The following is a 19,613-nucleotide window of genomic DNA, read 5'->3' on the forward strand; positions in this document are numbered from 1 at the left end:
ATTATGAATCTTACCGAATTAAAGAATACGCCGGTTTCTGAGCTGATTACTCTCGGCGAAAATATGGGGCTGGAAAACCTGGCCCGTATGCGTAAGCAGGATATTATTTTTGCCATCCTCAAGCAGCATTCGAAGAGTGGCGAGGATATCTTTGGCGATGGCGTACTGGAGATACTGCAGGATGGATTTGGTTTCCTCCGTTCAGCAGACAGCTCCTACCTCGCCGGTCCCGACGACATCTACGTATCCCCCAGCCAAATCCGCCGCTTCAACCTCCGCACTGGTGACACCATTTCCGGTAAGATTCGTCCTCCTAAAGAGGGTGAGCGTTACTTTGCGTTGTTGAAAGTTAACGAAGTTAACTACGATAAGCCGGAAAACGCGCGTAACAAGATTCTGTTCGAGAACTTAACCCCGCTGCACGCAAATTCACGTCTGCGTATGGAACGTGGTAACGGCTCGACGGAAGACTTAACCGCCCGCGTACTGGATCTGGCATCGCCGATCGGTCGCGGCCAGCGTGGTCTGATTGTCGCGCCGCCGAAGGCCGGTAAAACCATGCTGCTGCAGAACATCGCGCAGAGCATTGCTTACAACCATCCTGATTGCGTACTGATGGTATTGCTGATCGACGAACGTCCGGAAGAAGTGACCGAGATGCAGCGTCTGGTTAAAGGTGAAGTTGTCGCTTCGACCTTTGACGAGCCGGCATCCCGCCACGTTCAGGTTGCCGAGATGGTTATCGAGAAGGCGAAGCGTCTGGTTGAGCATAAGAAAGACGTTATCATCCTGCTCGACTCCATTACCCGTCTGGCGCGTGCCTACAACACCGTGGTCCCGGCCTCCGGTAAAGTGTTGACCGGTGGTGTGGACGCCAACGCCCTGCATCGTCCGAAGCGTTTCTTCGGCGCCGCGCGTAACGTGGAAGAGGGCGGTAGCCTGACCATCATCGCTACGGCGCTGATCGATACCGGTTCTAAAATGGACGAAGTTATCTACGAAGAGTTTAAAGGCACCGGTAACATGGAGCTTCATCTCTCTCGTAAGATCGCAGAAAAACGCGTCTTCCCGGCTATCGATTACAACCGTTCCGGTACCCGTAAAGAAGAGCTGCTCACCACTCAGGAAGAGCTGCAGAAGATGTGGATCCTGCGTAAAATCATTCACCCGATGGGTGAAATCGACGCGATGGAATTCCTCATCAATAAACTGGCGATGACCAAAACTAACGATGACTTCTTCGATATGATGAAGCGCTCGTAAGTTAAAAATGCCAGAAAACGCCACGCTATTGCGTGGCGTTTTGTTTTCCGGGTTTGTATGATCCAGCAAGGGAAAACAAAATGGGTGTTAACGTATGATGTGTGCAGGATGATGGCAGGCAGAGACAGCTTTAACAGTCTAAAATTTCTACAATAAATTTGTAATGTTCTGCTTTGCCCCTTCTGGAGTTGAGGCATCATCGTTATACTTCCCGGATTAACTATGCTGAGAGCACATGCGTTGTGAATTTACTCACTGCTATTACTGAATTAATCAGTATTTTCTTATTCACTACCCTGTTTATATTTATCGCTCGCAAGGCGGCAAAAAGAGTTGGGCTGGTGGATAAACCTAACTATCGCAAACGGCATCAGGGTTTGATTCCGTTAGTTGGTGGTATTTCAGTTTTCGCAGGTATTTGTTTTACGTTTGCCATCGCCGACTATTACATTCCCCACGCAAGGTTATACCTGGGGTGTGCCGGGGTGCTTGTGCTGGTCGGCGCGCTGGACGACCGCTTTGATATCAGCGTAAAAATTCGCGCGGTTATTCAGGCCGCTATCGCCGTCATTATGATGATGGTGGGAAATCTTCATCTTAGTAGCCTCGGTTTTATATTCGGCTCATGGGAGCTGGTGCTCGGCCCCTTTGGTTTCTTCCTCACGCTGTTCGCCGTTTGGGCGGCGATCAATGCTTTCAATATGGTAGATGGTATTGATGGGCTGCTTGGCGGCCTGTCCTCCGTCTCTTTCGCGGCAACGGGCATCATCCTGTGGTTTGATGGCCAGTACAGCCTGGCGATGTGGTGTTTTGCGATGATTGCCGCCATTTTGCCCTATATTTTACTTAACCTCGGTGCGCTTGGCCGTCGCTATAAGGTCTTTATGGGTGATGCCGGCAGCACCATGATTGGCTTCACTATCATCTGGATCCTGCTGGAGACCACGCAGGGAAAGACGCATCCTATTAGCCCGGTCACGGCGCTGTGGATTATTGCTATCCCATTGATGGATATGGTGGCGATTATGTACCGTCGCTTGCGTAAAGGGATGAGTCCATTCTCCCCGGACCGTCAGCATATTCATCACTTAATCATGCGCGCCGGGTTTACTTCCCGCCAGGCGTTTGTCCTGATCACTCTGGCCGCCGCGCTGCTGGCTCTGGTTGGCGTGGTGGCGGAATACACCCGCATTGTGCCGGAATGGGTGATGTTAATACTCTTTTTGGTAGCCTTCTTTCTTTATGGCTACTGCATTAAACGCGCCTGGAAAGTGGCGCGCATGGTTAAACGTATTAGACGCAGAATTCGGCGACACAGCGGCAATAATCCAAATTAACCAAATCAATCTGGGGACGTGATGACTCAACCATTACCGGGAGCACAAACAGTGAACGTTGAGAATGAGCTGGATATTCGCGGGCTGTTTCGCGCCTTATGGGCAGGAAAAAGCTGGATAGCAGGTATCGCAGTGCTCTTTGCACTGGTTGTTCTGGTTTATACCTTTTTTGCTCGCCAGGAGTGGAGCGCGACGGCGATTACCGATCGGCCAACGGTAAACATGCTGGGGGGATACTATTCGCAACAGCAGTTTTTACGCAATCTCGATATCAAGGCCAATCTCGTCTCGGTCGATCAGCCTTCGGTAATGGATGAAGCTTATAAAGAGTTCATCATGCAGCAGGCGTCATGGGATACCCGCCGCGACTTCTGGCTGCAAACGGACTACTACAAGCAGCGCCAGTCGGGTAACGCTCGCGCCGATGCCGCTCTGCTGGATGACCTGATTAACGATATCCAGTTTATGCCCGGCGATGCGCTAAAAAGCATCAACGATAGCGTGAAGCTGACGGCAGAAACCGCGCCGGATGCCAATAATCTGCTGCGCCAGTATGTGGCTTTCGCCAGCCAGCGTGCGGCAGGGCATCTGAATGACGAGCTTAAAGGCGCCTGGGCCGCGCGTACCATCCAGATGAAAGCGCAGGTGAAGCGTCAGGAAGAGGTGGCGCGAGAGATTTTCAATCGTCGCATGCATAGCGTGGAACAGGCGCTGAAAGTCGCCCAGCAGCACAATATCTCCCGCAGCGAAACCGATATTCCACCAGACCAGTTGCCGGATTCAGAGCTGTTTTTACTGGGACGGCCGATGCTGCAGGCCCGACTGGAAAACCTGCAGGCGGTGGGGCCGGAGTACGATCTTGATTATGACCAAAGCCGCGCCATGCTAACGACATTAAACGTTGGGCCGACCCTGGATCCGCGTTTTCAGACTTACAGGTATTTGCGAACGCCTGAAGAACCGGTAAAACGCGATAGCCCGCGCCGCGTGTTTCTGATGGTGATGTGGGGGATTGTGGGCGCGCTCATCGGCGCAGGCGTTGCGTTATCGCGTCGCCGTGTCCAGTGAATGCGGCCCGTGGTGAAGGACATTCAGCCTTTATCACCTAATCGAAGAGAATCGATGTGAAAGTACTAACGGTATTTGGCACGAGACCAGAAGCTATCAAAATGGCGCCTCTGGTTCATGCGCTGGCAAAGGATCCTCATTTTGAGGCGAAAGTTTGCGTGACCGCGCAGCATCGGGAGATGCTCGATCAGGTGTTGAAACTTTTTTCTATTGTTCCGGAATACGACCTTAACATTATGCAGCCGGGCCAGGGGTTGACGGAGATTACCTGCCGTATCCTTGAGGGCTTAAAGCCGGTGCTGGAGTCGTTTAAGCCGGACGTGGTGCTAGTGCATGGCGATACCACCACGACGATGGCGGCAAGCCTGGCCGCTTTTTATCAGCGCATTCCGGTAGGGCACGTGGAAGCCGGGCTGCGTACGGGCGATCTGAGCTCGCCGTGGCCGGAAGAGGGGAATCGTACGTTGACCGGGCATCTGGCAACGTACCACTTTGCGCCGACGGAAACCTCGCGGCAGAACCTGCTGCGGGAAAACATCGCCGACAATCGGATCGCGGTAACCGGCAATACGGTTATTGACGCGCTGTTCTGGGTGCGCGACCGGGTGTTGAGCGATGAAGTCCTGCGCAACGAGCTGACTCAGCGCTATCCCTTCCTCGCCAACGGCAAAAAGATGATTCTGGTCACCGGGCACCGTCGGGAAAGCTTTGGCCGTGGTTTTGAGCAAATCTGCCATGCGCTGGCGGAGATCGCCGCTAACAACCCGGACGTACAAATTGTCTATCCGGTTCATCTGAACCCGAACGTCAGCGAGCCGGTTAAGCGTATTCTCGGCCACGTTGAGAACGTCATGCTTATTGAGCCGCAGGATTATCTACCGTTCGTCTGGCTGATGAATCGCGCATGGTTGATCCTGACCGATTCCGGCGGTATCCAGGAAGAAGCGCCATCGCTCGGTAAGCCGGTGCTGGTGATGCGTGACATGACCGAGCGTCCGGAAGCGGTTAGCGCGGGCACCGTGTGCCTGGTGGGAACCGATAGCCAACGCATCGTCAATGAAGTCACGCGCTTGCTGCAAGATGAGTCCGCGTATCAGGCCATGAGCCGGGCGCATAACCCGTACGGCGATGGACAAGCGTGTCATCGTATTTTGTCTGCACTTAAAAATAATCAGGTAACGCTATGAATTTTTCTACCATTTCAGTGATTGGCCTTGGATATATTGGCCTGCCAACCGCTGCCGCGTTCGCCTCCCGGCAAAAGCGGGTGGTCGGCGTTGATATTAATCAACACGCCGTGGAGACCATTAACCGTGGAGAAATTCATATCGTGGAGCCGGATCTGGCGAGCGTCGTCAAAACGGCGGTCGAACAGGGCTACCTGAGCGCCACTACCGCGCCGGTAGAAGCCGACGCCTATCTTATTGCGGTGCCGACGCCGTTTAAAGATCTGCACGAACCGGATATGGTTTTCGTCGAATCGGCGGCTAAATCTATCGCGCCGACGCTGAAGAAAGGCTCGCTGGTTATCCTTGAGTCCACATCGCCGGTGGGGGCAACCGAGCAGATGGCTGGCTGGCTGGCGGAAATGCGCCCCGATCTGAGTTTCCCACAGCAGGCTGGCGAAGCGGCTGACGTCAATATTGCCTACTGTCCGGAGCGCGTTTTGCCGGGGCAGGTGATGGTTGAGCTGATTAAAAACGATCGCGTGATTGGCGGCATGTCGCCGGTGTGCTCGGCCCGCGCTAGCGAGCTGTATAAAATCTTCCTTGAAGGCGAATGCGTGGTGACCAACTCGCGCACTGCCGAGATGTGTAAGCTGACTGAAAACAGCTTCCGTGACGTTAATATCGCTTTTGCCAATGAACTTTCGCTAATTTGCGCCGATCAGGGGATTAACGTCTGGGAGCTGATTCGCCTGGCGAATCGTCATCCGCGCGTCAATATTCTTCAGCCGGGCCCGGGCGTTGGCGGCCACTGTATCGCGGTCGACCCGTGGTTTATCGTGGCGCAGAACCCGCAGCAAGCTCGACTTATCCGGACCGCGCGTGAAGTCAACGACCACAAACCAGAATGGGTAATCGACCAGGTGAAAGCGCGAGTCGCCGACTGTCTCGCGGTGAGCAACAAACGCGCCAGCGAGCTAAAAATCGCCTGTTTTGGCCTCGCGTTTAAGCCGAATATTGATGACCTGCGCGAAAGCCCGGCAATGGCTATTGCCGCGCAAATCGCCCGCTGGCACGGCGGCGAAACCCTGGTCGTTGAGCCAAATATTCATCAGCTGCCGAAAAAGCTCGACGGACTGTGCGCTCTGGCGACGCTTGACGAAGCGCTGGCGAGCGCCGATGTGCTGGTGATGCTGGTCGATCATAAAGAATTTAAAGCGATGAGCGGTGACAGCGTGAGCCAGCAGTTTATCGTCGATACCAAAGGGGTGTGGCGGTGAGAAAGCGTCTGGTCAAAGACGAAGGTGCCCGGAGTTTCGCGCGCTTTCATCACGATCAAAACTTAACAGACCTGTTTTATGCCCGCCCGCGCCAGTATTGAACCCCTTGAATGGGAAAACCGCTTCTTCGGCGTCAATAGCGCCATCGTACGTTTTGGCGACGATGCGCCGCCGCTGACGGCGCAAGCGCTGGCCGGATGGTCGCGGGTGCAGGCGAAAGTCGCGGCGGATGATATTGCGCGTCTGGACGCGCTGCAGGCATTGGGCTTCCGGCTGGTGGAGGGCGAGGTCGATCTCGCGCTTTCGCCTGCGGCTTCAGATGATAGCGGTGCCGAGCTGGCGACCGAGGTGGATATTCCCCGGCTGCGAGAACTGGCGGCGTTGGCCTTTGCGCAGAGCCGTTTTCGCGCGCCCTGGTACGCAGCCGATGCCAGCGCCCGCTTCTATGCCCAGTGGATTGAAAATGCGGTGCGTGGGACTTTCGATCATCAGTGTCTGGTGTTTCGCGCCCCTGATGGTGATATTCGCGCGTTTGTCTCCCTGCGCCAGCTCAGCGAGCGCGAGGCGAGAATTGGCCTGCTGGCCGGACGCGGCGCAGGAGCGGAATTAATGCAAGCAGCCCAGCGCTGGGCCGCGCTGCGTGGGCTGACGACACTGCGGGTGGCGACTCAGATAGGTAACACCGCCGCGCTTAAACGTTACATTCTTAGCGGTGCGAATATCGAAAGCACCGCGTACTGGTTATACAGGTGACATGATGATTCCATTTAACGCGCCGCCGGTGGTGGGAACCGAACTTGATTATATGCAGTCCGCGATGGGCAGTGGCAAGCTGTGCGGCGATGGCGGTTTTACCCGCCGCTGCCAGCAGTGGATGGAGCAGCGTTTCGGCACCGTGAAAGCGCTGCTGACGCCGTCCTGCACCGCTTCGCTGGAGATGGCGGCGCTGCTGCTGGATATCCAGCCGGGCGATGAAGTGATTATGCCGAGCTACACCTTCGTCTCCACCGCCAACGCCTTTGTGCTGCGCGGCGCGAAAATCGTCTTCGTTGATATTCGTCGCGATACCATGAATATCGATGAGACGCTGATTGAAGCGGCCATTACCGAGAAAACCCGCGCGATTGTGCCGGTTCACTACGCCGGCGTGGCCTGCGAGATGGACACTATTATGGCTATCGCCAGCAAGCATAATCTGTTTGTGGTGGAGGATGCCGCGCAGGGCGTGATGTCGACTTATAAAGGCCGGGCGCTCGGTACTATCGGCCATATTGGCTGCTTCAGCTTTCATGAAACCAAAAACTATACCGCGGGTGGTGAAGGTGGCGCGACGCTGATTAACGATCGCAAGCTGGTCGAGCGCGCGGAGATTATTCGTGAAAAAGGCACCAACCGCAGCCAGTTTTTCCGTGGTCTGGTGGATAAATATACCTGGCGCGATATCGGCTCCAGCTATCTGATGTCCGATTTACAGGCCGCCTATCTGTGGGCGCAGCTGGAAGCGGCGGAGCGGATTAACCAGCAGCGCCTGGCGCTGTGGCAGAACTACTATGATGCCCTGCTGCCGCTGGCGCGGGCTGGACGTATCGATCTGCCGATCGTTCCTGCCGATTGCGGGCAAAATGCGCACATGTTCTATATCAAGCTGCGCGATATTGACGATCGCAGCAAGCTGATCGCCTGGCTGAAAGAGGCGGAAATTCTGGCGGTGTTCCACTATATCCCACTGCACAGCTGCCCGGCCGGGGAAACCTTCGGCGAGTTCCACGGGACGGATCGCTACACCACTCAGGAGAGCGAACGCCTGCTGCGTCTGCCGTTATTCTACAACCTGTCGAACGTCAACCAGCGCACGGTAATTAACTCGCTGCTGAGCTATTTCTCCTGATATGTCGCTGGCAAAAGCGTCTCTGTGGACCGCGGCGTCCACGCTGGTCAAAATCGGCGCCGGTCTGCTGGTGGTTAAGCTGCTGGCCGTGTCGTTCGGCCCGGCAGGGGTGGGGCAGGCGGGTAACTTCCGCCAACTGGTGACCGTACTTGGCGTACTGGCGGGGGCCGGGATATTTAACGGCGTCACTAAGCTGGTAGCCCAGCATCATGACGATCGCCGGCAGTTGTACAACGTCGTTGGCACCTCTTCGGCGATGGTACTGGGTTTCTCTACACTGTTGGCGCTGATCTTCCTGCTGGCGGCCGCGCCAATCAGCCAGGGGCTGTTCGGCCATCAGCATTACCAGAACCTGGTGCGGCTGGTGGCCCTGGTACAGATGGGGATCGCCTGGGCGAATTTCTTGTTAGCGCTGATGAAAGGTTTTCGCGATGCGGCGGGTAATGCGCTGTCGCTTATCGCCGGGAGCCTGATTGGCGTGGCGGCGTACTATGCCTGCTACCGTTTCGGCGGCTATCAGGGCGCATTGTTGGGGCTGGCGCTGGTGCCCGCGCTGGTGGTTGTGCCGGCGGCCTTCGTACTGTGGCGACGCGGCAATATTCCGCTGAGCGCGCTGTGCCCGCGCTGGGACAACGGCCTGGCGGGGCAACTATCGAAATTTACCCTGATGGCGCTGATTACCTCGGTGACGCTGCCGGTTGCCTATGTGATGATGCGTAACCTGCTGGCGGCCGACTATGGCTGGGACGCGGTGGGGATCTGGCAAGGGGTGAGCAGCATCTCCGACGCCTATCTGCAGTTTATTACCGCGTCATTTAGCGTTTATCTGTTACCGACATTGTCCCGGCTAACGGCGAAAGCGGATATCACCCGCGAGATTAGCAAATCGTTAAAATTTGTTCTCCCGGCGGTGGCGGCAGCAAGCTTAACAGTGTGGCTGCTGCGTGATTTCGCTATCTGGCTACTTTTTTCCGACCGTTTTACGGCGATGCGCGATCTGTTTGCCTGGCAGCTGGTGGGCGATGTGTTAAAGGTCGGGGCTTATGTTTATGGCTATCTGGTGATCGCCAAAGCCTCGCTACGTTTTTATATTCTGACGGAAATCAGCCAGTTCACGCTGTTGACCGCATTCTCGCACTGGCTTATCCCGGCGCATGGCGCAATCGGCGCGGCGCAGGCGTATATGGCTACCTATATTGTTTATTTCGCTCTCTGTAGCGGCGTGTTTTTACTTTGGCGTAAACGGGCATGACAGCACTGATACATGTACTGGGATCGGATATCCCGCACCACAACCAGACCGTGCTGCGGTTCTTTAATGATGAGCTGGCCGTCGATGACGAGCAGGCGCGTATATTTATGGTCGTCGGTGAGGAGACAGGGATCCGCGCAGCCTATCCCGCGCTCTCCATCAGCTGTTATCCGGGGAAAAAGTCGCTGGCGCAGGCGGTTATCGCGCTGGCAAAAGCGAACCGGCAGCAGCGCTTTTTCTTTCACGGCCAGTTCAATACCGGCCTGTGGCTGGCGCTGCTCAGCGGCGGGATCCGCCCGGCGCAGTTTAACTGGCATATCTGGGGGGCGGACCTGTATGAGAACTCCGCCAGCCTGAAGTTTCGTCTGTTCTATCCCCTGCGGCGCATGGCGCAGGGCCGGGTAGGGCGCGTGTTTGCTACCCGCGGCGATCTGAGCTGGTTCGCCGCCCGCCATTCGGGCGTGCCGGGTGAGCTGCTCTACTTCCCGACCCGTATGGATCCGGCGCTGAATTCGCTCGCCGATAGCGCCCCGCGCGGTGACACGCTGACTATTCTGGTGGGGAATTCCGGCGATCGTAGCAATGAGCACATCGCCGCGCTGCGTGCGATTCATCAGCAGTTCGGCGATACGGTCAATGTCGTCGTGCCGATGGGCTATCCGGCCAACAATAGTGACTATATCGATGAAGTTCGCGCGGCCGGCGCGGCGCTGTTCAGCCCGCAGCATCTTCAGGTACTGGGCGATAAGCTGGCGTTTGATGACTATCTGGCCCTGCTGCGTCGTTGCGATCTTGGCTACTTCCTGTTTGCCCGTCAGCAGGGTATCGGCACGCTGTGCCTGCTGATTCAGGCGGGCATCCCTTGCGTGCTGAATCGGGATAATCCCTTCTGGCAGGATATGTCGGAGCAGCATATTCCGGTACTCTTTACCCGCGATGCGCTGGACGTGAGCGTTGTGCGTGAAGCACAGCGCCAGCTGGCCGGTGTGGATAAAAATCAGATCGCCTTCTTCCGTCCGAATTATCTGACGGGCTGGCGACGCGCGTTGCGGATTGCCGCGGGGGGGATGCATGACATTAATGCAATTTAGCGGGCTGCTGCTGGTCTGGCTGCTGTCGACGCTCTTTATCGCCACCGCCACGTACTTTGAATTTCGTCGCGTACGCTTCAACTTCAACGTCTTTTTCTCGCTGTTGTTTCTGCTGACCTTTTTCTTTGGCTTCCCGCTGACCAGTATTCTGGTGTTCCGCTTTGACGTCGCGGTCGCCCCGCCGGAAATTCTGCTGCAAACTCTGTTGGTTTCCGTCTGTTTTTATGCGGTTTACTACGCCACCTACAAAACGCGGCTACGCTCGGCGGCGCACGGCCATCCGCATCGTCCGCTGTTTACGATGAATCGCGTGGAGACCCATCTGACCTGGGGCATTTTACTCGGGCTGGCGCTGCTTTGCGTCGGCATCTTCTTTGCGCATAACGGATTCCTGTTATTCAAACTCAACTCCTATAGCCAGATATTCTCCAGCGAAGTCTCCGGCGTGGCGCTAAAGCGTTTCTTCTACTTTTTCATCCCGGCAATGCTGGTGGTCTATTTTCTGCGTCAGGATTATAAAGCGTGGATATTCTTCCTCGTTAGCACCGTCGCCTTTGGCCTGCTGACCTACGCCATCGTTGGCGGCACTCGGGCGAACATTATCATCGCTTTTGCCATTTTCCTGTTTATCGGCATCATTCGCGGCTGGATCAGCCTGTGGATGCTGGCGGCGGCGGGCGTGCTGGGTATCGTCGGTATGTTCTGGCTGGCCCTCAAGCGCTATGGCATGAACGTCAGCGGCGATGAGGCGTTTTATACTTTCCTCTATCTGACCCGCGATACTTTCTCGCCGTGGGAAAACCTGGCCCTGCTGCTGCAAAACTACGACAAGATCGAGTTCCAGGGGCTGGCGCCCATCATCCGGGATTTTTACGTCTTTATCCCCAGCTGGTTGTGGCACGGTCGTCCGACAATGGTGCTCAATACCGCGAACTATTTCACCTGGGACGTGCTGAATAACCATTCTGGCCTGGCGATTTCGCCGACCCTGATTGGCTCGCTGGTGGTGATGGGCGGCGTCTGGTTCGTCCCGCTGGGCGCGGTGGCGGTTGGGCTGATCATTAAATGGTTTGACTGGCTGTACGAGCTTGGCAACCGGGAGACGAACCGCTATAAAGCGGCGATCCTGCACAGTTTCTGTTTTGGCGCTATCTTCAACATGATCGTGCTGGCGCGTGAAGGGCTGGATTCATTCGGTTCCCGCGTGGTTTTTTTCCTCGTCATCTTTGGGATCTGCCTGCTGGCGGCAAAACTGCTGTACTGGTTCCTGGATAGCGTGGGGCTGATTCATAAGCGGGCTAAACCGCTGACGCAACCTCAAGTCTGATAAGGGTGTACATGACTGAGACCACATCCGCGCCGTTGTATCTGCTGAGAGGGCTACAACTCATTGGTTGGCGCGATATGCAACACGCTCTGGATTATCTGTACGCCGACGGCGAGATCCGTACGGGGACGCTGGTGGCGATTAATGCAGAGAAGATGCTGGCGGTAGAAGACAGCCCCGAGGTTCGGGCGCTGATTGAAGCCGCAGAATTCAAATATGCTGACGGCATCAGCGTAGTACGCTCACTACGTAAAAAATACCCTCAGTCGCAGGTGTCGCGCGTCGCCGGCGCTGATTTATGGGAAGCTCTAATGGCGCGCGCAGGCGCTCAGGGAACGCCGGTATTTCTGATCGGCGGTAAGCCCGAGGTGCTGGCGCAAACGGAGCAGCAGCTTCGCCAGCGCTGGAACGTGAATATCGTTGGAAGCCAGGATGGCTATTTTGCCGCTGACCAGCGTCAGGCACTCTTTGAGCGAATCCGCGATAGCGGGGCGAAGATCGTCACGGTGGCGATGGGTTCGCCGCGTCAGGAGATCCTGATGCGCGACTGTCGGGACGTTTATCCGCAGGCGCTGTATATGGGCGTGGGCGGCACCTACGATGTCTTTACCGGCCACGTGCAGCGGGCGCCGAAGTTCTGGCAGGATCTGGGTCTGGAGTGGTTCTATCGCCTGGTTTCGCAGCCGAGCCGAATAAAAAGGCAGGCGCGCCTGCTGCGTTATTTACGCTGGTATTACACCGATAAGCTGTGACATTCCACTGCAAGCGGGCGGGTTTACCTGGGTATTCTGTGTAATGTATTCACTCGTCTGATACTTTATTTGCCATTTCCCTCAAATTCATTAACCATTCGCATGCTTAAAACGCGACGGTCAGTTGACCGTCGCGCAGGCAGGGCTATTCCATTTTATTCATTCATAAAAATAACCGGTATAGACACATCCTGGTTGGGATGCGCTTAAACCCGGAGCAGGGCAAACACAAGAGGTTATATGACTGAGAAAAAAGCGGAACTTCAGCGGGGACTGGAGGCGCGACACATTGAGCTAATCGCTCTTGGCGGCACGATTGGCGTGGGGTTATTTATGGGCGCGGCAAGTACGCTTAAGTGGGCCGGACCTTCGGTTCTGCTGGCGTATATTATCGCCGGGCTCTTTGTCTTCTTTATCATGCGTTCGATGGGCGAAATGTTGTTCCTCGAACCGGTAACCGGCTCGTTCGCCGTTTATGCCCACCGCTATATGAGCCCGTTTTTCGGCTATCTCACCGCATGGTCTTACTGGTTTATGTGGATGGCGGTCGGGATATCGGAAATTACGGCTATTGGGGTCTATGTCCAGTTCTGGTTCCCGGATATGGTCCAGTGGATACCGGCGCTGATTGCGGTCGGGCTGGTGGCGCTGGCGAACCTGGCGGCGGTACGGCTCTACGGTGAAATTGAATTCTGGTTCGCTATGATTAAGGTCACCACCATTATTGTGATGATTGTGGTGGGGCTGGGCGTTATTTTCTTTGGTTTTGGCAACGGCGGGCACGCTATTGGCTTTGGCAATCTCACCGAGCACGGTGGCTTCTTCGCCGGCGGCTGGAAGGGCTTCCTGACGGCGCTGTGTATCGTGGTCGCTTCCTACCAGGGCGTCGAGCTTATCGGCATTACCGCCGGTGAAGCGAAGAATCCGCAGGTCACGCTGCGCAGCGCGGTAGGAAAAGTGCTGTGGCGAATCCTGATTTTCTACGTGGGGGCGATTTTCGTTATCGTCACTATTTTCCCGTGGGATCAGATTGGCTCCAACGGCAGTCCGTTCGTGCTGACCTTTGCCAAAATCGGCATCACCGCGGCGGCAGGTATTATTAACTTTGTGGTGCTCACGGCGGCGCTTTCCGGCTGTAACAGCGGAATGTACAGCTGCGGACGCATGCTCTACGCGCTGGCAAGGAATCGCCAGCTGCCCGCGGCCATCGCCAAAGTCTCGCGCAACGGCGTACCCTCGGCGGGCGTGGCGCTGTCGATCCTGATTCTGCTGGTCGGTTCGTGCCTGAACTACATTATCCCTAATCCACAGCGGGTTTTCGTCTACGTCTACAGCGCCAGCGTGCTGCCGGGGATGGTACCGTGGTTTGTGATTCTGATTAGCCAGCTGCGTTTTCGTCTTGTGCATAAAGAAGCCATGGCCAGCCATCCGTTTCGCTCGCTGCTGTTCCCGTGGGCAAACTATTTGACTATGGCGTTCCTGGTTTGCGTACTGATAGGGATGGGATTTAACGACGATACGCGTATGTCGCTCTTTGTCGGAATGATTTTCCTTGCCGCCGTGACGCTTATTTATAAGGTATTTGGCCTTGGTCGACGCGGGAATGTTGATAATGTGGCGCAATAAGCAACAAAACGCACAAAGCATGAGCAAACGATAATTTTCTTTAAAAAGGCACTAGACAGCGGGGTAGGAAGTCCGTATTATCCGACCCCGCAACGGCGCTAAGCGCCCGTAGCTCAGCTGGATAGAGCGCTGCCCTCCGGAGGCAGAGGTCTCAGGTTCGAATCCTGTCGGGCGCACCATTTACCCGGTGCTGGAGCTGCGGTGGTTTCAATACCGCGTAAAAGATTTGCAGTGGTGGCTATAGCTCAGTTGGTAGAGCCCTGGATTGTGATTCCAGTTGTCGTGGGTTCGAATCCCATTAGCCACCCCATTATTTAGAAAGTTGTGATATTGCGAAGGTGGCGGAATTGGTAGACGCGCTAGCTTCAGGTGTTAGTGTTCTTACGGACGTGGGGGTTCAAGTCCCCCCCCTCGCACCACGACTTTATAAAGAATTGAACTAAAAATTCAAAAAAGCAGTACATCGGCGAGTAGCGCAGCTTGGTAGCGCAACTGGTTTGGGACCAGTGGGTCGGAGGTTCGAATCCTCTCTCGCCGACCAATTTTGAACCCCGCTTCGGCGGGGTTTTTTGTTTTTTGATTTTGCAAAAAAAATCTTATCTTCCTGATATCGAAAACAATATTCCGCTAATCACATTACAATTTATTCTCCAGAATAGTCCCAATTCCCTGTTCGGGTAGATGCATTTTCTACAGATTCTACAGATCCTGTGCGATAATAACCGGGTAGATGCTCATTCCATCTCTTATGTTCGCCTTAGCGCCTCATAAACTCAGGAATGATGCAGAGCCGTTTTACGGTGCTTATCGTCCACTGACAGATGTCGCATTTTATATGCTAAATCATTCATGATGTGTCGAGACGGCCAGCACGGGAATCCCCAGGCGCTTACAAAGGTAAGTGATTTAGGGAGAGTGTGCAGCCAACGAAGAGACAGCGTGAAGGATGAAGCATATAGCCTCATCAAACACCATGGACACTACGTTGAGTGAAGCACCCAATTTGTTGTCAAACAGACCTGTTTTAACGCCTGCCCTGGTTTCAGAGCAGGCGTTTTTTTCTTTTCAGGGCTCGGAAAGCGTTCAGGCGGGAAGGGAAGATATTCTCGCCCCCGGCGGAGGCGAGAATCGCATTATTGCTGCGGGTTGTTTTGCAGGGTTAACAGCAGGCCGTCGCGACGCATCGTCGCCGCTTCTTCCGGCTGATGCAGGCGGTCGAGGGTATCGGCCAGCCACGCGTAATCAAACGCATCCGGGCGCTGCTTGAGCGCAGCGCGGAACGCAATGCTGGCTTCCTGCCACTCGCCGTGGCGCATGAGCGATTGTCCCAGCGTACTCCACAGCAGCGGGCGGTCGCCGACCGTTTTAATCTGCTGACGTAGCACTTTTTCCAGCTGTTCCGGATTATTGGTTTTCAGCCGCGGGATCGGCATGACCAGACGGTCGTCGTAGTGCTTTTTCAGACCATCAATAATAATCTGCTGTGCGGTATCATGGTCGTCGCTTTCGATAAGGCGATTCGCCATTGCCACCTGTAGCGCCACCTGGCTGCGGGTTTTACGGTTCTGGTTTTTCCACCATTCGCGCAAACCTTCGCTGCCGCCGTCGGCCAGGGTTTTATCCATCAGACCAATCCACGCCAGCTGTTCCAGTTCGGCGCGGTGCTCTTCATCGCTGACGTTGGCTTTCGCCATTGACGGAATGATATCCAGCAGCGAATTCCAGGCTCCGGTACGAATGTAGGCCTGCTCGGCTAGGCGCAGAACCTCCGGATGACGTGGCGTGATCTCCAGCAGCTTGTCGATACCGTGGCGGGCGGCGTGGTTTTCATTACGCGCCAACTGCAGGCGTACGCGGGTAATTTCGACAGGAATCAGGTCATCGCCGGCGAGCTCAGTTGCGCGCTCCAGATGCTGGTTGGCGCGGGCTTCATCCCCTCGCTGCTGCGCGGCTTCCGCCGCCAGCAGGTAATTCACAACCGGCTGCTCAGCGTGATCGGCATTTTTCGCCATCAGCTTCTCAACCTGCTGATAGTCGCCTTCCGCCAGCTTCAGCAGCGCCTGCTCAGTTTGCTTACGGGCGCGACGACGTTTACGGCCCACGAACCAGCCGCGGGTATGGGCGCCGGTGCGGAAAATGCGCCGCAGCAGCCACTCAATGGCAAACAGCACCACCATGGTGAGGATCATGATGATCGCTAGCCCGGTGACGCTGGTTTCAATGTTGTAGTTATCGGTCTGGATCAGGACGTAGCCCTGATGACCGGCGATCATCGGGCCAACAACGATTCCGGCAAGCAGCAGCGCGAAGAGTAAGAGAATTTTCAACATGCGTTACTCTCCTTGTGGCGCAGGCGTTGGCGCGTGGGCAGCAGGTGCCGGCGCGGGAGCCGGGACGCTGGTCTGGGTTTCAGCCGGCTGCGCCATCAGATTACGTACCCGCGTTTGCATCAGTTTCTCAAGCAGCGCCTGGCTCTGCAGGCTCTCTGGTACGTTCATGGTGATGCTTTGCTGGCTGAGCTTATCCACATCCTCAAGGAAGGCTTTAGTGGTGGCGTCTTCAGTATCGTAGTAGGCGCGAACCCAGGTTGAGACGTTATCCAGCGCCTGTTTGTAGGTTTCTTCTTGATGGCGCGGAACGGCCTGCGCCGCGACCAGCAGACGCGAGCGAATGTTTTCGCGCAGGTAGACGTCCTGGTTTGGCGCCAGCAGCGGTACGGCGGTCTCATCGCGGCGGCGAACGGTAATAAAGCTGTCCATAAAGTTCTGCCAGCTTTTTTGCAGGTTTACCCGCCACTCGCTAATGGAGCTGGATAGCTCATCGCTATCGGAATCCATCGGGGTGTCATCGTCGTTATTGTCCGCCAGGCGTAAATTATCGATCTGGTTGGCGAGCTGGTTAACCTTCAGAATGATACCGTCATAGTCCACCTGACTTACGGCGGAGAGCGAGGCGATATCGTCGGTGATGGCGCGACGGGCGCTAATCAGGCTTGGATCGTTCATGTCGGCGAGGCTGGCGTCGGCGCTTTTCAGCAGCGCGGCGGCGGTCGTCACATCCTGATCGCCCCACAGCTTACGTCCGGCCAGTTTCACGAGGAAATCAGCCTGCGCGAGCAGCCAGGTTTTTGCGTCGCTGCCGGAAATGACCGCGACCTTCTCCTGCACTTCTTCCAGCTTCTTCGCCAGAGCATCCTGCTGACGCTGCGCTTGCGTCAGCTGCTCGGTCTGCTGCTTAATGATGCTTTCAAGCTCGCTTTTTTGATTTTCCTGCGCTTTTTGCAGCGCGGCGATCTGGCTGGATAGCCCGGCGCTGGCTTCGCTCTGGCGGGTCGCCTGGGTCTTCGTCAGGCCATAAAGACCTATGCCAGCGGCGAGGGCGATAGCGATAGCTATGGCGCTCAGAGCGAGGCTGGTTTTACTGCCGCCGTTTTTCTTTTCTACGTTATTTTCTGGCTGTGGCGTTGTGTCCACGGCCTCCCTGGTCTCTTCAACCACGGCGGATTGATTCTGTTGTTCCGTCATTATGGCTTCCAATGTTGAGAGTTATTGTAATGCGCGTAGCAGCGCATCGTTGTCGGCGCTATCGGCAACCTGGATATCCTGCCAGCCCAATTCCCTGGCCTGTTCGGCCAGACGTTCACTGACAACTAAAATGCGACAGCTCAGGAGCCAACGTTCGCGATACCACTGTGGTATTAGCGTCCAGAGCTGCTGCAGCATCTCGCCGCTGGTAATGACCAGCGTTGAAACCCCGCGGGACTGCCAGCGCATTGCTTCTTCTGCGCCATCATAGTGCCTCGCACTACGTTGATAACATTCACAAAAAGTGACATCGGCACCGCGTTCGCGAAGCATGTCGCCGAGTAATTCTCGCCCGCCGTTGCCGCGCAGGATGAGCGCTTTTTTCCCCGCAATGTTTTGTAATTCAGGTAATTGTAGCAAGACTTCGCTGATTTCCCGATCTAACGGGTAGCGAACTTGTCGATTGCTGACTTTATGCAGGGCCAGCGCGGTGGTGCGGCCAATGGCAAAATAGTCGGGCGCCGTGGGCCAGCGCAGCCCCTGCTGCTGGAGGCGAGCGTGGGCAAACTCAACGGCATGCTGTGATAGCGCGAAGAGTAAATCGCCCGCCGCCAGGCTTGCCAACTGGGCGCTCAGCTCAGGGAGCTGTCGACCCGGGGTAAACTCGATGAGCGGAAAGCTCCAGGCCACGCGTCCCAGCGCGCGCAGGCGGCTGACTAACTCTTCGCCTTGCGGCAGCGGACGGGTAACCAGAATGCTCATCGTGGCGCTTCTCCTGCGTAAACGACGGCGAGAATGTCGCGCGCGCCGTTATCCAGAAGTTCTTCGGCAAGGGAGACACCCAGCGTTTCGGCATCTTCCGGACGACCGCGCCGCTCGCCGCGTACCGTGTGCGAGCCATCCGGTGCGCCAACCAGCGCGCGCAGCCATAGCTCACCGTCGATCAGTTCGGCATAGCTACCGATAGGCACCTGGCAACCGCCTTCAAGCCGGGTGTTCATCGCCCGTTCAGCGCGTACGCGTATGGCCGTTTCCGTATGGTTCAGTGGGGCCAGCAGCGCTTTGGTCCATTCGTCGTCAAGGCGACACTCAATGCCGACCGCGCCCTGGCCGACGGCGGGCAGAGATTGCTCCGGCGTCAGCGGTTGACGAATACGTGCTTCAAGGTTCAGGCGCTTAAGCCCCGCGGCGGCAAGAATGATCGCGTCGTACTCGCCGCTATCGAGCTTGCTTAAACGAGTGCCAACGTTGCCGCGCAGGGAGCGGATGGTGAGATCCGGCCGCGCTGCGGCCAGCTGACACTGGCGACGTAAACTTGATGTGCCAACGACGCTGCCGTGCGGCAGTTCATCAATGGAAGCGTAGTGGTTCGAGACAAACGCATCGCGCGGATCTTCTCGTTCACAAATGGTCACCAGCCCTAGTCCAGCGGGAAATTCCACCGGCACGTCTTTCATGGAATGGACGGCAATATCGGCGCGGCCTTCCAGCATGGCCAGCTCTAACTCTTTCACAAAGAGACCCTTGCCGCCCACTTTTGCAAGGGGCGTATCAAGGATCACGTCGCCGCGGGTGACCATCGGCACCAGTTCAACAGAAAGCCCCGGATGACAGTCTTCCAGACGCTCTTTCACATAATGTGCCTGCCATAGCGCAAGCGGGCTTTGCCGTGTGGCAATTCTCAAAACTTTGTCTAACATGCTTGTTACCGTCATAGTCGACCACTAACCATCCTAACATTGTTGTCTTAGGGATGTTAGTTTTGTGGGGGTAAGGGTCGCGGCCATCATTTTAGCCTTTCATGCGTTTGCGGGTTGCCGCAAACGTAGTGAAGAATTTACACGTAGTAAAGGGTGCTACACTTGTATGTAGCGCATCTTTCTTTACGGTCAATCCGCAAGGTGTTAGATTGATCACGTTTTAAACCATTTGTCAGTCAGCAGCTCATCACAACCACACCGACGACGAATGGTGACGGTTTTTGTTGAAATACTGAAACTCTCCGTACTATTGTACGTCGGGTTTTTGAACATCAGGCG

16 protein-coding genes and 4 tRNA genes are annotated in these 19,613 nt (G+C 55.8%); 16 read left to right on the top strand and 4 right to left on the bottom strand.

What is annotated here, in order from left to right:
• The first annotated feature begins 3 nt into the window (after nt 1-3).
• The 16 genes from rho to KCG39_RS19515 all read left to right on the top strand — a co-directional run bounded on the left by rho (nt 4) and on the right by KCG39_RS19515 (nt 14,591).
• Nucleotides 4-1,263 (top strand): transcription termination factor Rho, encoded by a 1,260-nt coding sequence (gene rho / locus KCG39_RS19440; RefSeq protein ID WP_002883293.1) that lies wholly within the window; start codon nt 4-6, stop codon nt 1,261-1,263.
• A 242-nt stretch (nt 1,264-1,505) separates the two neighbouring features.
• The gene (gene wecA / locus KCG39_RS19445) at nt 1,506-2,600 is read left to right on the top strand and encodes a UDP-N-acetylglucosamine--undecaprenyl-phosphate N-acetylglucosaminephosphotransferase (RefSeq protein ID WP_004127391.1); all 1,095 of its coding nucleotides are present in this window, start codon (nt 1,506-1,508) and stop codon (nt 2,598-2,600) included.
• A 21-nt stretch (nt 2,601-2,621) separates the two neighbouring features.
• A complete protein-coding gene (wzzE, locus tag KCG39_RS19450; RefSeq protein ID WP_032741993.1) occupies nt 2,622-3,668 on the top strand; it encodes an ECA polysaccharide chain length modulation protein in 1,047 nt (348 codons plus the stop codon).
• Nucleotides 3,669-3,724: 56 nt separating this feature from the next.
• Nucleotides 3,725-4,855: a non-hydrolyzing UDP-N-acetylglucosamine 2-epimerase gene (gene wecB / locus KCG39_RS19455; protein ID WP_004127395.1), complete on the top strand. Its 1,131-nt coding sequence runs from the start codon at nt 3,725-3,727 to the stop codon at nt 4,853-4,855.
• On the top strand, nt 4,852-6,114 hold the full coding sequence (gene wecC, locus KCG39_RS19460; protein ID WP_004127406.1) for a UDP-N-acetyl-D-mannosamine dehydrogenase: 1,263 nt from the start codon (nt 4,852-4,854) through the stop codon (nt 6,112-6,114). Before wecB ends, wecC begins: the two co-directional genes overlap by 4 nt.
• Before the next feature lie 78 nt (nt 6,115-6,192).
• A complete protein-coding gene (gene rffC / locus KCG39_RS19465; RefSeq protein WP_142467950.1) occupies nt 6,193-6,867 on the top strand; it encodes a dTDP-4-amino-4,6-dideoxy-D-galactose acyltransferase in 675 nt (224 codons plus the stop codon).
• 4 nt (nt 6,868-6,871) lie between these two features.
• Nucleotides 6,872-8,002: a dTDP-4-amino-4,6-dideoxygalactose transaminase gene (gene rffA, locus KCG39_RS19470; RefSeq protein WP_049115424.1), complete on the top strand. Its 1,131-nt coding sequence runs from the start codon at nt 6,872-6,874 to the stop codon at nt 8,000-8,002.
• Between the two features lies 1 nt (nt 8,003).
• Nucleotides 8,004-9,254 (top strand): lipid III flippase WzxE, encoded by a 1,251-nt coding sequence (wzxE, locus tag KCG39_RS19475; protein WP_142467949.1) that lies wholly within the window; start codon nt 8,004-8,006, stop codon nt 9,252-9,254.
• A complete protein-coding gene (locus KCG39_RS19480) occupies nt 9,251-10,345 on the top strand; it encodes a TDP-N-acetylfucosamine:lipid II N-acetylfucosaminyltransferase (protein ID WP_123828597.1) in 1,095 nt (364 codons plus the stop codon). The genes wzxE and KCG39_RS19480 overlap by 4 nt, the downstream gene beginning before the upstream one ends.
• Nucleotides 10,326-11,672: an ECA oligosaccharide polymerase gene (gene wzyE / locus KCG39_RS19485; RefSeq protein WP_004127421.1), complete on the top strand. Its 1,347-nt coding sequence runs from the start codon at nt 10,326-10,328 to the stop codon at nt 11,670-11,672. Before KCG39_RS19480 ends, wzyE begins: the two co-directional genes overlap by 20 nt.
• 11 nt (nt 11,673-11,683) lie before the next feature.
• Nucleotides 11,684-12,424 carry a lipopolysaccharide N-acetylmannosaminouronosyltransferase gene (gene wecG / locus KCG39_RS19490; RefSeq protein ID WP_004127424.1) on the top strand — a complete coding sequence of 247 codons (741 nt, stop codon included), beginning with the start codon at nt 11,684-11,686 and terminating at the stop codon, nt 12,422-12,424.
• A 240-nt stretch (nt 12,425-12,664) separates the two neighbouring features.
• Nucleotides 12,665-14,050 (top strand): bifunctional threonine/serine APC transporter ThrP, encoded by a 1,386-nt coding sequence (gene thrP, locus KCG39_RS19495; RefSeq protein WP_004127426.1) that lies wholly within the window; start codon nt 12,665-12,667, stop codon nt 14,048-14,050.
• A gap of 102 nt (nt 14,051-14,152) precedes the next feature.
• Nucleotides 14,153-14,229: transfer RNA gene (locus KCG39_RS19500), tRNA-Arg, on the top strand.
• Between the two features lie 55 nt (nt 14,230-14,284).
• A tRNA-His gene (locus KCG39_RS19505) sits at nt 14,285-14,360 on the top strand.
• Nucleotides 14,361-14,382: 22 nt separating this feature from the next.
• Nucleotides 14,383-14,469, top strand: a tRNA-Leu gene (locus KCG39_RS19510).
• Between the two features lie 45 nt (nt 14,470-14,514).
• Nucleotides 14,515-14,591: transfer RNA gene (locus tag KCG39_RS19515), tRNA-Pro, on the top strand.
• Nucleotides 14,592-15,183: 592 nt separating this feature from the next.
• Here KCG39_RS19515 and hemY read toward each other — a convergent pair.
• From hemY to hemC, 4 genes are read right to left on the bottom strand one after another with little or no spacing between them, the layout of a single operon-like run.
• Nucleotides 15,184-16,380 carry a protoheme IX biogenesis protein HemY gene (hemY, locus tag KCG39_RS19520; RefSeq protein WP_004127430.1) on the bottom strand — a complete coding sequence of 399 codons (1,197 nt, stop codon included), beginning with the start codon at nt 16,378-16,380 and terminating at the stop codon, nt 15,184-15,186.
• A gap of 3 nt (nt 16,381-16,383) precedes the next feature.
• Complete coding sequence (gene hemX, locus KCG39_RS19525; protein ID WP_049114610.1) at nt 16,384-17,574, bottom strand: uroporphyrinogen-III C-methyltransferase; 1,191 nt, start codon at nt 17,572-17,574, stop codon at nt 16,384-16,386.
• 21 nt (nt 17,575-17,595) lie between these two features.
• The gene (hemD, locus tag KCG39_RS19530; RefSeq protein WP_049114611.1) at nt 17,596-18,336 is read right to left on the bottom strand and encodes a uroporphyrinogen-III synthase; all 741 of its coding nucleotides are present in this window, start codon (nt 18,334-18,336) and stop codon (nt 17,596-17,598) included.
• Nucleotides 18,333-19,274, bottom strand: coding sequence for a hydroxymethylbilane synthase (gene hemC / locus KCG39_RS19535; protein WP_032741995.1), 942 nt, complete (start codon nt 19,272-19,274; stop codon nt 18,333-18,335). Before hemC ends, hemD begins: the two co-directional genes overlap by 4 nt.
• Nucleotides 19,275-19,613: the final 339 nt, after the last annotated feature.

This window comes from Klebsiella pasteurii, assembly GCF_018139045.1.
GTDB classification, from domain to species: domain Bacteria; phylum Pseudomonadota; class Gammaproteobacteria; order Enterobacterales; family Enterobacteriaceae; genus Klebsiella; species Klebsiella grimontii.

What these genes read in the sequence shown, in the direction of transcription:
- rho (WP_002883293.1), top strand. Translation starts at nt 4, where the DNA reads ATGAATCTTACCGAATTAAAGAATACGCCGGTTTCTGAGCTGATTACT.
- wzzE (WP_032741993.1), top strand. Translation starts at nt 2,622, where the DNA reads ATGACTCAACCATTACCGGGAGCACAAACAGTGAACGTTGAGAATGAG.
- wecC (WP_004127406.1), top strand. Translation starts at nt 4,852, where the DNA reads ATGAATTTTTCTACCATTTCAGTGATTGGCCTTGGATATATTGGCCTG.
- rffC (WP_142467950.1), top strand. Translation starts at nt 6,193, where the DNA reads ATGCCCGCCCGCGCCAGTATTGAACCCCTTGAATGGGAAAACCGCTTC.
- rffA (WP_049115424.1), top strand. Translation starts at nt 6,872, where the DNA reads ATGATTCCATTTAACGCGCCGCCGGTGGTGGGAACCGAACTTGATTAT.
- wzxE (WP_142467949.1), top strand. Translation starts at nt 8,004, where the DNA reads ATGTCGCTGGCAAAAGCGTCTCTGTGGACCGCGGCGTCCACGCTGGTC.
- KCG39_RS19480 (WP_123828597.1), top strand. Translation starts at nt 9,251, where the DNA reads ATGACAGCACTGATACATGTACTGGGATCGGATATCCCGCACCACAAC.
- wzyE (WP_004127421.1), top strand. Translation starts at nt 10,326, where the DNA reads ATGACATTAATGCAATTTAGCGGGCTGCTGCTGGTCTGGCTGCTGTCG.
- wecG (WP_004127424.1), top strand. Translation starts at nt 11,684, where the DNA reads ATGACTGAGACCACATCCGCGCCGTTGTATCTGCTGAGAGGGCTACAA.
- thrP (WP_004127426.1), top strand. Translation starts at nt 12,665, where the DNA reads ATGACTGAGAAAAAAGCGGAACTTCAGCGGGGACTGGAGGCGCGACAC.
- hemY (WP_004127430.1), bottom strand. Translation starts at nt 16,380, where the DNA reads ATGTTGAAAATTCTCTTACTCTTCGCGCTGCTGCTTGCCGGAATCGTT.
- hemX (WP_049114610.1), bottom strand. Translation starts at nt 17,574, where the DNA reads ATGACGGAACAACAGAATCAATCCGCCGTGGTTGAAGAGACCAGGGAG.
- hemD (WP_049114611.1), bottom strand. Translation starts at nt 18,336, where the DNA reads ATGAGCATTCTGGTTACCCGTCCGCTGCCGCAAGGCGAAGAGTTAGTC.
- hemC (WP_032741995.1), bottom strand. Translation starts at nt 19,274, where the DNA reads ATGTTAGACAAAGTTTTGAGAATTGCCACACGGCAAAGCCCGCTTGCG.